The sequence below is a fragment of the Solirubrobacter ginsenosidimutans genome, assembly GCF_027587205.1.
The window spans coordinates 16294-29309 of sequence record NZ_JAPDOD010000053.1; the positions used below are offsets into that span (position 1 = coordinate 16294).

Consider the following 13016-nt stretch of genomic DNA (forward strand, 5'->3'; position numbering starts at 1 on the left):
CCCCACGCGCCCGCCCGCGGCGCGGTTTGAAGATAAAGGGGACTGTCCCCTTTAGGTGGGTACCGTGGGCCGGCGTGCCTGAACCGATGGATGTGTTGCGCTCGTGGAGCGTGCAGGACTCGCCTCCGGGCGCGGCGACGGCGGCGCTCGTCGCGCGCTGTGAGGACGTGCCGGTGGGGTGGTTGGACCGGGCGGTCTATGAGGAGCGGAGCGTGGTTGCGCTCTACAACCCGCGCACGGCGACGGCGCTCGTGCCCGCCGAGGAGGCCGCCGCGTTCGGGACGGCGTTCCTGCCCGCTGACGACGCGGGGCTGAAGGCGATCGTCTCCTCGGCGGTGCCGGAGCAGGACGAGGGGTTCGCGGAGCCGGTGGCGCTCGCGGTGGATGCGGTGTCCGACGCGCTGGACGGCGTCACGCTCTCGCGCAACGACCTGCACGAGGCGCTGCGGCAGCGGCTGCCGGTCGATCTGCTGCCGTGGTGCCCCGGGTGCAAGAGCCATCATGCGCGGCGTGGGCTGCTGGTGATGGCGGGGCTGCACGGGCGGCTGTGCATCGCGGGCCGCGCGGGGCGCCAGCCGGCGTTCGCGCGCACGGACCAGCTCGTGGGCTGGGACGCGCCGCCGCGAGAGGCAGCGGGCGCGGAGCTCGTCCGCCGCTACCGCGGCACGTATGGCGGTTCGACCCACACCCACTTCGCCGTGTGGGCGGGCATCGGGAAGGCGCACGCCCGCGCGTTGTGGGCGCTCACCGACGAGACCGCCGCGCCGGTCCCGCCGCGCGACGTGGCCCTGCTCGCTCCGGGCGATCCGATCCTGCTCGGGCGCGACCGCGAGGCGCTGATCGCCGATCCGGCGCTGCGCAAGAAGGTCTGGGCAGCGATCGGCGGGGCGGGCGTGGTCCTCTCCGACGGCCGGCCGGTCGCGCTGTGGCGGGCGCGCAAGAAGGGCGAGCGGCTCGAGGTGACGGTCGAAGCAATCGGCGAGGTGCCTGACATCACGGGCGAGGCTGAGCGCCTGGCGATCCATCGCGGGTGCACGAGCGTGACCCTGCGAACCGGCACCGGCTGACAGGTACGCTCGCGCGGTGCGTCGCGTCGCGATCATCGCCTCGGCCAGCGGCAACGGCAAGACCACGCTCGGGCGGGCCGTCGCGGCGCGGCTCGGAGTGCGCTTCGTCGAGCTCGACGCGCTGGTCCACGGTCCGAACTGGACCGAGACGCCCGACGAGGAGCTGCGGGCGACGCTCGCGCCGATCCTGCGCGAGGAGGGCTGGGTGATCGACGGCGACTACGGCCACAAACTCGGCACCTACGTGCTCGACGCGGCGGACACGGTCGTGTGGCTCGATCTGTCGACCCGCGTGTGGTTCCCGCGGCTTGTCCGCCGGACCGGCCGGCGGATGCTGCGCGGCGAGACGCTCTGGAACGGCAACCGGGAGAGCTTGCGCGACGCGGTCTGGGGCCGCCGCTCGCTGTTCGGCTACGCGCTGACGCAGCAGCCACGCCGGCGCCGCGAGTATCCACGGCGCCTGGCGCAACTCCCCGTCGTGCGCCTGCGCAGCCCGCGCGAGGTCGATCGCTGGCTGGGCGATGTCTGAGCTCACCCCCGGCACCGAGTTCGCCGACCACGTGATCCGCGGCGTCGCGGGCCGTGGCGGCATGGGGACGGTGTACCGCGCGACGCACGTCACGCTCGATCGCGAGGTCGCGCTGAAGGTGATCGCGCACGAGTTCTCCCGCGACCACGAGTTTCGCGAGCGCTTCCAGCGGGAGTTCCGCGCGGCGGCCTCTATCCAGCACCCGAACGTGATCCCGGTCTACCACGCGGGCGAGTACGACGGGCTGCTGTACGTGACGATGCGCTACGTCGACGGCACCGACCTCGCCCGCTTCCTGCAGGCCGAGGGCCGGCTGGAGCCCACCACCGCCGCGTATCTGATCGCCCAGGTCGCGGACGCGCTCGACGCGGCCCACAAGAACGGCATCGTCCACCGCGACGTCAAGCCCGCCAACGTCCTGATCGAGGTCGACGGCGACCGCATGCACGCGACGCTGACCGACTTCGGGCTGATGAAGGACCTGCGGGCGACGACGCAGATCACCCAGGCGGGCAGCGTGATCGGCACCTTCGACTACCTCGCGCCCGAGCAGCTCAACGAGGGCCCGGTCGACGCGCGGACCGACGTCTACGCGCTCGGCGGCGTGCTCTACCAGGCGCTCACGGGCAAGGTCCCCTACCCGCGCGAGACCGCCGCGGCGACGATGCTCGCCCACCTCGACTCGCCGCCCCCGAGCGTCCTCTCGATCCTGCCCGACGCGAGCGAGCTGCTCGGCGAGGTCGTAAGACGGGCGATGGCGAAGGACCCGCGCGACCGCTACCCGTCGGCGGGTGACCTCGGCCGCTCCGCGCTCGCCGCCGCGCAGGACCGCCGGACCAGCGCCGAGGAGCGCAGCGTCGCCGCCGGCGCCGCCGCGCCCGACTCGATCCTGCACCAGGAGCCGTCCGCGCCGCTCCCGCCCGCACTCGCGGTCGAGACCGGGAGCGGGAAGTTCGTCGGCCGCGAGGCGCTGCTCGACGTGCTCGCGAACCGCTACGCCGACGCCCAGGGCGGCGCGCGCCAGTTCGTGCTCCTCGCGGGCGAGCCGGGGATCGGCAAGACCCGCCTCGCGACCGAGCTCGCCCGCCGCGCCCACCAGGACGGCGCGACCGTCCTCTACGGCCGCAACGACCCCGAGTCGCTCGTCCCCTACCAGCCGTTCATCGCCGCGCTCGACCACTACGTCACCCACCGCGAGCACCTGCGGCTGCCGCCCGAGCTGGCGCTGGAGCTGACCGAGGTCGCCCGCTTCGTCCCCGGCCTGCGCAAGCACGTCCCTGAGCTCAAGCAGACCCTCGTGGAGGAGCCGGAGATGCGCCGCTACCGGCTCTTCGAGGGCGTCACCCGCCTGCTGGCCTTCGCCGCGCGCGAGCGCCCGGTCGTGCTGTTGCTCGACGACCTGCACTGGGCCGATCCGAGCACGACGCTCCTGCTCGGCCACCTGCTCCAGGACGCCGCCCCGATGCGGCTGCTCGTGCTCGGGACGGCCCGGACGTTCGAGGGCGAGCTGCTCACCCGCCTGCGCCGCCAGGGCGCGTTCGAGAAGCTCGAGCTGACCGGCCTGACGGCGGACGAGACCCGCGCGCTGATCGCCCGCGACGACGTCACCAGCGGGTTCGTTCAGCGGTTGGCCGATGAGACCGAGGGCAACCCGTTCTTCATCGAGGAGACGCTGCGCAGCCTGCCGGAGCTGCAGGAGCGCGCACTCAGCCGGGTCGCGGTGCCCGAGGGCGTCAAGGAGCTGATCGGCCGGCGGCTCGCGCAGCTCTCCGAGACCGCCAACCAGGTGCTCGGCGTCGCGTCGGTGGTCGGGCGGCGATTCGACCTCACGCTGCTCGAGACGCTCCTGGACCGGGACGTCCTGGACGCGCTGGAGGAGGCGGTCGCGGGCGGCCTGATCCGCGAGTCCGACGAGCTCGACACGTTCGCCTTCGCGCACGCGCTCGTGCGCGAGACGCTCTACGAAGGCCAGAGCACGAGCCGCCGCGTGCGGCTGCACCGGCGGATCGGCGAGACGCTGGAGGCCAGCGGCGCCGCCAACCCCGCCGAGCTCGCCTACCACTTCCACGAGGGCCACGCGCGCGAGGCCGTCGCGTACGCGCTCGCCGCCGCCGAGCAGGCGACCGCCGCCCTCGCGTGGGAGGAAGCGGCCGCGCACTACCGGCGCGCGGGTGACGATCTCGCCACCCGCCTCGCCCTGGGCGCGGCCGAGCTCCGCGCCGGCGACCCGGCGGCGCGCGAGACGTTCGCCGCCGCCGCGCGCCTGGCGCGCGAGCAGGGCGACCGCGACGCGCTCGCCGAGGCCGCGCTCGGGCACTCCGGCCGCCACGCGGCGGCGGGCGAGATCGACCGCGAGGGCATCGCCCTGCTCGAGGAGGCGCTGAGCGCCTATCCCGACGACAGCTATCTCGCCGTCCGGCTCCGGGCGCGGCTCGTCGAAGCGCTGCAGTTCTCGCACGAGGAGACGCACCGCGAGGCGCTCAGCGCCGACGCGCTGGCCATGGCGCACCGTCTGGGCGACCCGCGCGCCCACCTCGTCGCGCTCGAAGCCCGGCACGCCGCGCTGTTGCACGTCGATCACCTCGACGAGCGGCTGCGCCTGGGCGAGGAGCTGCTCGACCTGGCGACGCGCCTGGAGGAGGCCGAGCTGGAAGCGCTCGGTCACCACTGGCGCATCTACGACCTGCTGGAAGCCGGCCGGATCGAGGACGCCCGCACGGCCCATCGGCGGCTCAACACGCTCGCCGCGGCGCTGCGCCAGCCGCTCTATCACCACTTCGCGCTCGGCTGGGAGGTCGTGTGGGCGCAGATGGCCGGCCGCGTCGAGGACGCGGAGCGGCTCGCGCGCGAGGCGTTCGAATACGGCGTCCGCGCTCACGCCCACGACGCCGAGACGATCTTCACGGCGCAGAACCTGATCCTGCGCCGGCGTGAAGACGGGCTCTCGGAGCACGTCGCGACGATCGCCGCCTACGTCGAACGCAACCCCGCGTTGAGCGCGTGGCGGGCGATCCTGCCGATGGCGCACCTGATGGCGGGTGACACGGCCGCCGGCGTGGCGCAGTTCCGGGCGCTCTCGCAAGACCGGTTCGCGGCGATCCCGCGCGACATGTTCTGGTTCACCGCGATCGCGCTGCTGGGCGAGACGAGCGCGCTGCTGCGCGACGCCGAGCAGGCCGCGGTCCTCTACCGCCTGCTCGAGCCGCACGCGGCCAAGCTCGTGCAGATCAGCCAGGCCGCGAGCCTCGGTTCCACCCACCGCTTCCTCGCGCTGCTCGCCGCCGCGACCGGCGACCTCCCGCGCGCGGAGGCCCATTTCGTCGAAGGGCTCGAGCGCAACGCCGCCTGCGGGCTGCGCCCGGTGGTGGCGCTGATGCGGCGCGAGTTCGCCGAGTTCCTGCTGGCCGCCGGGGAGCGGGAACGGGCGACGGCGGTGCTGCAGGAGACGCTCCGCGAGGCCGAGGCCGGCGGCATGTCCCAGCTCATCACCCGCGTGCAAATGAGACTCGCGGAGCTTCAGACATCTGCATGAGGTGAGCCCCCGCTGAGGGCGCTTGGATTCCCACCAGTCAGCTTTCGAGAGGGGGAAGCAGGATGAGGGGATGGAGCGCGCTCGCCGCTGGGCTGAGCGCGATTGTGGCGACCACCGGCGTAGGGGTGGCCGGGGCCGCGGAGCCGACGTTCGTCAACGGGCTCGCGCAGAACGTGTTCTCGGCCAATACCGCGGACTGGATCCGCGGCGAGGGCTGGGTCCAATCGACGTATGACTCAGATCACGACGGGAAGCTGGATCGGATCCACTTCGACATCACGCGGCCGAAGGAGACAGCGACCGGGCTCAAGGTCCCGGTGATCCTCGAGGCGAGCCCGTACTACGCGAACCTCGGGCCCAACAGCAACTGGTCGGTCGACCTGGAGATCGGCGCGCAGCCGCCCACGCGGCCGTTCCAGCCGAACTTCGCGACCAAGAACACGTCGCCGAAGATCGCGACGACGTTCGAGTCGGCGTGGCTGCCGCGCGGCTTCGCGGTGATGCACGCCGAGAACCCGGGCACCGGGCACTCCGACGGCTGCCCGACCGACGGCGCGCCGAACGAGAACGACGCGATGAAGGCCGTGATCGACTGGATCAACGGCCGCGCTCCCGCCTTCACGACGCGCACCGGCACGACGCCGATCGTCGCCGACTGGGCGACCGGCAAGGTCGGCATGATGGGCACGTCCTACAACGGCTCGCTGCCGATCGCCGCGGCCGCGACCGGCGTGCAGGGGCTCGAGGCGATCGTCCCGATCTCCCCGGTCAGCGACTACTACGAGTACTACCGCGCCAACGGCATGGTGCGCGGGCCGGGCGGCTGGCAGGGCGAGGACTCCGACGTGCTCGTCGACGTCGTCTACACCCGCCAGGACGAGACCTACCCGCGCATGATCTGCCGCCCGCTGATCGAGCAGATCGGCCGCGACGAGGACCGGGTCTCCGGCAACCGCAACGCCTTCTGGGACGAGCGCAACCTGAACGCGCTGGTGCCGAACATGCACGCCGCGGTCCTGCTCGCGCACGGCAACAACGACAACAACGTGATGACCAAGAACGCCACCGCGTTCTACGACGCCGTCAAGAAGGCGGGCCTCCCGCATCAGTTCTTCTTCCACCAGGGCGGCCACGGCGGCGCGCCGCCCGACGTGATGGTCAACCGCTGGTTCACGAAGTACCTCTACGGCGTCAACAACGGCGTCGAGACGCTGCCGAAGTCGTGGGTGGTGCGCGAGGCCGCGTCCTGTCCGCCGCGGCAGTCGACCGTCACCGCCGCGGCGACGAACTCGACCACGATCACCGTCGCCGACGCGAGCGTCTTCCCGCTCGGCTTCACGCTCACGGTCCCGCAGGCGAGCGGGAACGTCACCCGCGTGATCACCAACATCGCCGGCAACACGCTGACGCTGGCCAGCGCGGTCACCGTGGCGCAAGGGGCGACCGTGAACCTCGTGTGCGGCAACGCCAACCCGACGCCCTACGCCGAGTGGCCGGACCCGACGGCCGCGACCGTCACTCAGAAGCTCACCCCGGGCGCGCCCGGGCGGGGAGCCCTGAGCTTCACGGCCGGTGGTGCCGCGAACGAGACGCTGACCGACAATGCGTCGATCACCGCGACGACGTCGATGAACGCCGCCACGTCCGGCACGCGCCTCGTCTACCAGACCAACGCGCTCACGCAGCCGGTCCGGATCAGCGGCACGCCGTGGCTGAACCTGCGGATCGCGTTCAGCAAGGCGAAGGCGAACCTGACCGGCATCCTGATCAGCTACCCGGCGACGGGCGGCAACGGGACGATCCTGTCGCGCGGCTGGCTGGACCCCGAGAACCGGGCCTCGATGTACCGCAGCGACCCGATCACGCCGGGCACGTTCTACGACCTGACGTTCGACCTGCAGCCCAAGGACATGGTCATCCCGGCGGGTCGCCGGCTGGCGTTCATGATCCTCTCGAGCGACAACGAGCACACGCTGCGGCCGGCGCCCGGCACGCAGCTGACGGTCGATACCGCGCACAGTGACGTCTCGCTGCCGATCGTGGGTGGCAACACCGCGTTCGCCGCGGCGACCGGCGCGGCCTTCGGCGACGTCGGCGGCACCGTGCCGGCGACGCTCGCGCTGACGATGGGCGCCGCGGCCTCCTTCGGGCCGTTCACCCCGGGCGTGGCGAAGGACTACACGGCGGCGACCACCGCGACCGTGACGTCCACCGCCGGCGACGCCGCGCTGACCGTGTCCGACCCCGGCCACCTGATGAACGGCACGTTCGCGCTACCGGAGCCGCTGCAGGTGACGTTCAGCAAGTCCACCTGGACCGGACCCACGTCCAACGAGGCGGTGACGGTCAACTTCAAGCAGCCGGTGAAGGCGACGGACGCGCTGCGGACCGGCGCCTACGCCAAGACGCTGACGTTCACCCTGTCCACCACCACCCCCTGATGGACCACGCGCCCGTCGACGACCGTGAGCCAGACCGGATTCTCCGGCAGCTCCGCGGCGGGCGCGTCCACCGGGTCGAGCGCTAGACCGGTGAGGTCGGCGCGCATCCCGACGCGGATGCGCCCGGCCACACCCTCCTCACCCGCCGCGTGGGCGGGCGCGAGCGTGTAGCCCGCGAGCGCCTCGTGCGCGGTCAGCGCCTGCGCCGGGACGACCGGCTCGCCGTCCACCCGCCGCAACTGGGCGGCGGTGAGCCCGAGCCGCGGGTCCGCGTCGGCGACCGGCCAGTCCGAGCCGAGCGCCAGCACGGCGCCGGCGTCGATCAGATCGCGCATGCGGAACGCCCGCGCGGCGCGCTCCGGCCCGAGCCGCGTGCTCCAGTTCCCGTCGGTCTTGACGGCCGCGAGGTGCACGGGCTGCATCGAGGCCGTCACGCCGCTGGCCCCGATCGCGGCGACGAGGTCATCCGGGAGCGTCTCGAGGTGCTCGAGCCGATGGCGGGTGCCGTTGCGGGCGCGCAGGTAGGTGTTGAGCGTGAAGCGCGCCGCGGCGTCGCCGATCGTGTGGGTGGCGAGCTGGAAGCCCGCCGCCGCGAAGCGCTCCATCACCCGCGCCATCCGCTCCGGGTCGGGCCAGAACGACGCCGTGCTTTCGCCCTGGGTGTCAGGCGCCTCGAGCCACGCCGTGCCGGCGTCGATCACGCCGTCGGCGAAGAACTTGGCGACGCCGCCGCACCACAGCCGGCCGCGCGCGTCGCGCAGTGCGATTCGCGCGGCGAGCGCCTCGTCGCTCATGTCCGGCGTCAGCCACTGCGGCACCCGCAGGCGCAGCGTCAGCTCCTCGGTCCCTTCGAGGTCGCGCAGGAGGTCGTGGGTCGCCGGCTCGCCGTCCATCACGTGCGCGCCGGTCAGGCCGAGCGCGTTGAGGCGCTGGAGCTGTTCGACGTGGCGAGCGCGCTGCTCCGGCCAGCGCAGCCCGGGCGCGGCGCGCAGCACCAGGTCCTGCGCGCCGGTCTCGTGCAGCTCGCCGGTCGGGACGCCGTCGACGCAGACGACCTCCGAGCTGTCGCCGAAGGCGTGCGGGCCGGTGACCTGGGCGAGCCGGAGCGCCCGCGGCGAGGCGAGCGCGGTGTGCATATCCGAGAGCCGCACGAACGCGGCCGCGCCGCCGACGGCCTCGCCGATCTCCGCGGGCGTGGGCGCCGCGTCGTAGTCCAGCCCCCAGGCGAACAGCCACCCGCGCTGGGGCTCGCTCGCCGCCAGCGCGGCGAGCACTTCCTCCCGCGTCCGGCAGCGGCTCAGGTCGGTCCCGCGGGCGAGCTCGGCGCCCCAGAACGGATGCAGGTGCGAGTCCACCAGGCCCGGGATGAGCGCGTTGCCGCGGGCGTCCAGCACCTCGGTGCGGGCGTCGCAGTGCTCGCGCACCGAGGCGGTGTCGCCGACCGCGACGATCGTGCCGTCGCGCATCGCGACGGCGTCGGCGAAGGGTTGCGCGGGGTCCAGCGTGCGGACCCGCGCGTTGATGATCGCGATCTCGGCGGCCACGCTAGACCGCCTTCGCGGGCTTGGCGACGGCGAGGTACGCGAGGCCGGCCAGCGTGATCAGCGTGACGACCATCGGCGCGGCCCACACCTGGTACCACGGCGCGCCGACCGGGGCGAGCGACGTGCGCGGCCAGGCGACGTTGACCGTCTCGAACGCGAGCCACGCCACCGCCAGCACATTGAGCACGATACGCGCCTTCGAGCGCGAGAGGACGCCCTGGTAGCGGCCGGCGAGCGCGGCGACGGCGACCAGCAGGAACGCGCAGTAGATCGCGGCGGTGCCGAACGTGATCAGGCTCCCGATCGCGGTCGCCTCGAGGCCGAGCAGGAGGCCGAGCCAGGCGACGAGGGTCGTCGCGACGATCCCGCCGATCGGCGCCTGGCGGGCGTCGACCTTGCGCAGGAAGCCCGAGAACGGCAGCACGCCGTCGCGCGCGACGGAGTAGATCCCGCGCGCCGTGCCGCCCTGCGCGGCCATGCCGCAGGCGATGAACGCCAGCAGGACGATCGCGGCGAACGGCTTGCTCGACCAGTCGCCGAAGCTCGACACCACCGCCGTCGAGACCGGGTCGATGTCCTTGCCCGCGACCACCGCGGCCGGATCGGGATGCGCGAGCGTGGTGGCGAACGCGTTGAGGATCACGAGCGCGCCGACGCTCAGCAGCGCCATCCAGACCGCCCGCGGGACGTGCTTCGCTGCGCCCTTGGTCTCCTCCGCGGCGGCCACGGTCGAGTCGAAGCCGATGAACGCCCAGCCGGCGACGGCGAGCGCGGCGAGCAGCGCGGCGAACGTCGAGCCGCCGCTCAGCGACTCCGCCCCGAAGGTGTCGAAGAGCGTGCCGAAGCCCTGCTCGCGGAAGACCAGCAGCAGCGCGAGACCGATGCCCACGGACGCGATCGCCTCGGCCGCCACGCCCATCCGCAGCGCGAGCTTCAAAGCATCCACGCCCACCGCGTTCACCAGCGAGCACAGCAGGACGAGCAGCGCGCCGGTGATCACGATCGCGTGCGCCGTCGGCGTGATCCCGAGCAGCGTCAGCGCCCACGGCGCGCCGAGGTAGGCGATCGTCGTGTTGGCGACGGCGTAGGCACACAGCGCGACCCAGCCGGTGAACCAGCCGTAGCGCGGCCCGATCAGGCGGCGCGTCCACTGATAGGCGCCGTTGGCGAGCGGCCACTTGCCGGCCAGCTCGGAGTAGACGCTGAGGAGCAGGCACTGGCCGGCGAGCGCGACCGGCAGCACCCACAGCCACGCTCCACCTGCGACGACCATGCCGACGAGCACGACCGCGTAGAGCCCGACGACCGGCGAGATCGTCGCGAAGCCCATCGCGACCGAGTCGAAGATCCCCATCCCCCGCTTGAGCTCCTGCTCGTAGCCCAGCTCTTGTACGCGGCGCGCGTCGCCGTCTGCGCTGGGCGGATCGAACGTCTCAGTTGCGGTCACGGTCGCCATCGTCTCTCCTTTGGGAAAACTAGCGGCGCTAGTCTGAACTAACAGTGCTAGTTTTGTCAAGGTGCCGCGCCCGTCGAAGCCGCTTCTGTCCCGCCGCGGGATCGCCGTCGAAGCGCTCGCGCTGGTCGACGAGGAGGGCATCGAGGCGCTGACGACGCGCAAGCTCGCGAAGCGCCTCGGCGTCGAAGGGCCGTCGCTCTACAACCACGTGGCGGGCCGCGAGGACCTGCTGGACGAGATGACCGCGCTGATCGGCGAGCAGATCGACACGGCGCCGCTCGAGCACGAGGACTGGCGCGTCGGGTTCGTGGAGTTCGCCCGCTCCTACCGCCGCGCGTTCGCCGCGCACCCGCACATCGTCGCCACCGTCAGCGCCCGCGCGGTCCGCACCGACGTGGCACTGCGCGCGTACGACCGCGCGTTCGCAGCCTTCGAGCGCTTCGGCTGGGACGGCCACACCGCGAGCGTCGTGATGGCCGCGATCGACTTCCTCGTCCTCGGCTCGGCGATCGAGACGTTCAAGGGCGGCTTCGACCGCCCCGCCGGCGCCTACGACCCCGACTACCCGCACCTCGCGGGCGCCCTGCGCGCCGCCGGCGACGACGACATCGACGACCTCGGCTTCGAGCTCGGGCTCGCCGCGGTCGTCGCCTGGCTCGAGCGGGTGGAGGCGAAGACCACCCAAGGGTGAGGCGAGCACTCATGTGGCGCCCTTAGCGTCGAAGCCATGCTCCGCCCGATCGCCGCCCTCGGCTCCCTGATCGCCGTTCTCGCCGTCGCCGCTCCCGCCCACGCCGCCGCGCCGAGCTGCCAGCGCGACGGCGCCACGTTGCTCGCCGCGTCCGGCAACGCCCGCGTCGTCTCCGTCAAGGAGAAGGCCCAGCACTCCGAGACCCGCCGCGTCCGCCTCTACGGCTGCTGGACGACCACCGGCCGGCGCTTCACGCTCTTCCTCCAGCGCGACTTCGGGCTCGACCTGATCGAGCGCGCCCACATCGAGATCGTCGGCGGGCGCTACATCGGGATCATCCGCGAGTTCGAGGGCGGCGCGAGCGAGTCGCAGACCGCGGGCACGTGGGATGCCTCCAAGCACGTCGCGCTGCGCAACTCCAAGCCCTGCGACGAGGTCTCGATCGGGGACTTCAGCGGCGTCGAGGACGCGGTCTTCTACAAGAACGGCGGCATGGCGTACTCGTGCAACGGCAACCTGCGCCTGACCGATGGCAAGGGCGACCGCGAGCTGGAGCCCCAGGGCGCGAAGGTCAACTCGCTGGCCGTCTCGGCCAACTCGTTCAACGCCGGCCCGGTCCTGCTCTACCGCGCCGATACGACGCTGAAGCTGATCGTTCTTTGACAGGATGCGCCCCATGCTGCGCTGGGGCGTCTCGATCCTGCTGCTGACGATCGGGCTGGCGGCGCCGGCCCAGGCCCTGCCGCCTGAGCCGCCACCGGCGCCGCTCACACCCGCCGACGGCGCGTCGGTGCCGGTCAACGCCGACGGCATCCCGGTGACGTTCGGCTGCCCCGTCTACACGCAGTACAAGACGGGCGAGTTCACGCTTCCCGGCGGGCCGAAGGAATACGGGCTCTCGATGTCGGCGGCGCCGGCGCTCGGCGCCGACGGGCGGCTGACGAACCCCGTAGCGACCGTCAGCGGCGGCTCGGCGCCGCCCCCGGGCGGCGACCAGTGCGCGTGGGTGCTCGCCGCGGGCGGCGCACAGCGCCCGCAGGAGACGCCCGGCACCTACTACTGGCAGGTCTGGCGCTTCTGCAGCGGGTGCACCAGCGGCTACGAGACCGGCCCGGTCCGCACGCTCACGCTGACGGCGAACGCGACGCTCGCGGTCAAGCCGCCGAGGACGATCTACGCCGGCTACCCGTTCATCCTGCCGGTGACCGCCACCGGCGTGGCGAACTTCACGCCGCTGGCCGTACGGCGCAGCGGCGGGGCGACGGTCGGAGCGGGGACGGTGACGAGCGAGAGCGCGCAGCCGACGGTGACCCTCTCGGGCTCGACGAAGCTCTCCGCGGAGGTGACGCTCGGCTCCCAGACCGTCGTCAGCCCCGAGGTGAGCGTCAAGGTGCTCAGGGCCAAGACGTGGAAGACGAAGGCGTCTGACGACGGCGCGTACAAGGGCTCGCGCTCCTCGAAGTTCACCGTCGCCAAGCACGGCCGCGAGCTGCGCTCTCTGACCGTGAGCGTCGCGATGCTCTGCCCGACGCCCGGGATGGTCGGCCAGTTCACGACCCAGATCGGCGTGGCCAAGGTGAAGACGGTCCGGCTCGCGCCCGACGGCTCGTTCGTGGGCGTGGCGGTGCCGGAGGAGGCGACCTCGATCCGGGTGCGCGGGAAGATCGGCAAGCGCAAGCTCAGCGGCGGCATCGCCGAGCTGTCGGTCGGCAGTTGCTCGGGCACGGCGAAGTTCACCGCCAAGAAGGGCTAAGTT

General features: G+C 72.7%; 9 protein-coding genes. 7 read left to right on the plus strand and 2 right to left on the minus strand.

The window, feature by feature from the left end:
• Nucleotides 1-74 precede the first annotated feature (74 nt).
• The 4 genes from OM076_RS36455 to OM076_RS36470 all read left to right on the plus strand — a co-directional run bounded on the left by OM076_RS36455 (nt 75) and on the right by OM076_RS36470 (nt 7569).
• Nucleotides 75-1067: a DNA glycosylase AlkZ-like family protein gene (locus tag OM076_RS36455; RefSeq protein WP_270045101.1), complete on the plus strand. Its 993-nt coding sequence runs from the start codon at nt 75-77 to the stop codon at nt 1065-1067.
• A gap of 16 nt (nt 1068-1083) precedes the next feature.
• Nucleotides 1084-1596, plus strand: a complete 513-nt coding sequence (locus tag OM076_RS36460) for a P-loop NTPase family protein (RefSeq protein WP_270045102.1) — start codon at nt 1084-1086, stop codon at nt 1594-1596.
• Nucleotides 1589-5128 carry a serine/threonine-protein kinase gene (locus OM076_RS36465; RefSeq protein ID WP_270045103.1) on the plus strand — a complete coding sequence of 1180 codons (3540 nt, stop codon included), beginning with the start codon at nt 1589-1591 and terminating at the stop codon, nt 5126-5128. The genes OM076_RS36460 and OM076_RS36465 overlap by 8 nt, the downstream gene beginning before the upstream one ends.
• Before the next feature lie 62 nt (nt 5129-5190).
• Nucleotides 5191-7569, plus strand: coding sequence for a Xaa-Pro dipeptidyl-peptidase (locus OM076_RS36470; protein ID WP_270045104.1), 2379 nt, complete (start codon nt 5191-5193; stop codon nt 7567-7569).
• Here the strand turns inward: OM076_RS36470 and OM076_RS36475 are convergent.
• Nucleotides 7524-9113, minus strand: coding sequence for an amidohydrolase (locus tag OM076_RS36475; RefSeq protein WP_270045105.1), 1590 nt, complete (start codon nt 9111-9113; stop codon nt 7524-7526). The two genes, OM076_RS36470 and OM076_RS36475, sit on opposite strands and share 46 nt — an antisense overlap.
• Nucleotide 9114: 1 nt before the next feature.
• On the minus strand, nt 9115-10569 hold the full coding sequence (locus OM076_RS36480; RefSeq protein ID WP_372518125.1) for an APC family permease: 1455 nt from the start codon (nt 10567-10569) through the stop codon (nt 9115-9117).
• Between the two features lie 61 nt (nt 10570-10630).
• On the opposite strand from OM076_RS36480, the gene OM076_RS36490 reads away from it, so the two are divergent.
• The 3 genes from OM076_RS36490 to OM076_RS36500 are packed head-to-tail and all read left to right on the plus strand — an operon-like array spanning nt 10631 to nt 13013.
• Nucleotides 10631-11260 carry a TetR family transcriptional regulator gene (locus OM076_RS36490; RefSeq protein ID WP_308214365.1) on the plus strand — a complete coding sequence of 210 codons (630 nt, stop codon included), beginning with the start codon at nt 10631-10633 and terminating at the stop codon, nt 11258-11260.
• A 36-nt stretch (nt 11261-11296) separates the two neighbouring features.
• The gene (locus tag OM076_RS36495; RefSeq protein WP_270045107.1) at nt 11297-11923 is read left to right on the plus strand and encodes a hypothetical protein; all 627 of its coding nucleotides are present in this window, start codon (nt 11297-11299) and stop codon (nt 11921-11923) included.
• 13 nt (nt 11924-11936) lie between these two features.
• Nucleotides 11937-13013, plus strand: coding sequence for a hypothetical protein (locus OM076_RS36500; RefSeq protein ID WP_270045108.1), 1077 nt, complete (start codon nt 11937-11939; stop codon nt 13011-13013).
• Nucleotides 13014-13016: the final 3 nt, after the last annotated feature.